Annotated in this window: 2 protein-coding genes; both read right to left on the bottom strand. The window is 34.1% G+C overall.

The window, feature by feature from the left end; translation table 11 throughout:
* Nucleotides 1-367: 367 nt before the first annotated feature.
* Nucleotides 368-775: an immunity 22 family protein gene (locus tag J3U67_RS08290; RefSeq protein WP_267404725.1), complete on the bottom strand. Its 408-nt coding sequence runs from the start codon at nt 773-775 to the stop codon at nt 368-370.
* A 17-nt stretch (nt 776-792) separates the two neighbouring features.
* Nucleotides 793-1327: RHS repeat-associated core domain-containing protein (locus tag J3U67_RS08295; protein ID WP_267404727.1), on the bottom strand; the 535-nt coding region annotated here is incomplete at its 5' end.

Below are 1327 nucleotides of genomic sequence, written 5' to 3' on the forward strand. Positions count from 1 at the left end.
GGCATCGTAGACATAGCCGTAGCGTTCGGTACGGTTTAATTTTTCGATACGAACTTCGGTCAGGCGGTGTTCGGCATCGTATTGCAGGTTTCCCAATAGACTTGGTTACGACAGCTTTCGATTAGGCCGGTGCGGTCATAGTGGTAATCGGTCTGTCCTTGCTGAGTATGTTTTTTACTCACCAGTCGGTCGAGGTTGTCGTACTGGTAGCGTCCTTAGCCTGAAGTAGAGGAGGGTTAATAACTATAGTTGTATATAAATTCAAACAGATAATAAATATTTTCTAATCAAAAGCCTAAGCAAAATAATTTAGGCTTCTATATATAATCTCAACTATTATCAATAATTTGTATGTTAATAATAAAACTTAAATATTAAATATTCCGATATATTTAAGTCCGTTATAGTTTTCTTTGTATGGTTTTTTAAGTGTTAATTCACTTGCTTTATACCAAAATAAAGCATTAGCTTTTGATATACCTAATTCAATGCATTTCTCATAAATTCTTTTTTTCTCATTTTTATTCACTTTTATGCTATCAATAATGTATTCAATTTTCTGAGAAGAACTAAATCTTTCTAATGCAACTAATTTTTCTGTAATATAAGCGATTTCTCCAATATCTGCACAAAATAAACATCTTGGTTTTGGGTTTAATACATCCTTTTGTATACCCTCAAACTGTTGAAAATATTGTTGATATTTTTCTTCCTCTAAAAAGTTATTGCCTATCCATAATTGAATGGTAACTTTATTTATATCAATTTTATTCATATTTAACTATTCCTTAGTTAACATCCTGATTTATATCTCATATGCTTCTTATGGGTTTGTTCAATTATATCCATTGCTTGTTTTTTCGATTTAGCTCTATTTAATCTTTTAATTAACTCTTTATGAAAATATGAACCAGCCTTAGTACCATGATGATCTCCTTGAATTAGTGCCCCAGTTTTTTTATTTGTAACATCAACAAAATAAATATCTTTAGTGGGAACTGTCATTGCCTTTAATTCCTGAGCAGTAAACCCTAATGATTTAGCTTTTGCTGCTAGGCTAACAGGGAACATTTCATGTTTGCCTCCACCATTGCGTAAAGCTGTTTCAACTGCTTTTTTATTAGCCCTGATTTCATCGAGTGAGGCATTATTAAACCAGTCATCAAAGCCTCCTTTCTTCCAAGGAGCCCAACCCCAAGGGTCAATCCAATTCAACCCATTAGGCGCATACTGATACAAATTAAACCCACCCAGCAACCCAATCGGGTCCGGCTGCGTGAATCTGCCTATATCCGGGTCGTAGTACCTGAAAGTATTGTAATGTAAG

It is taken from the genome of Snodgrassella sp. B3837 (assembly GCF_026535955.1).
Classification (GTDB): domain Bacteria; phylum Pseudomonadota; class Gammaproteobacteria; order Burkholderiales; family Neisseriaceae; genus Snodgrassella; species Snodgrassella alvi_E.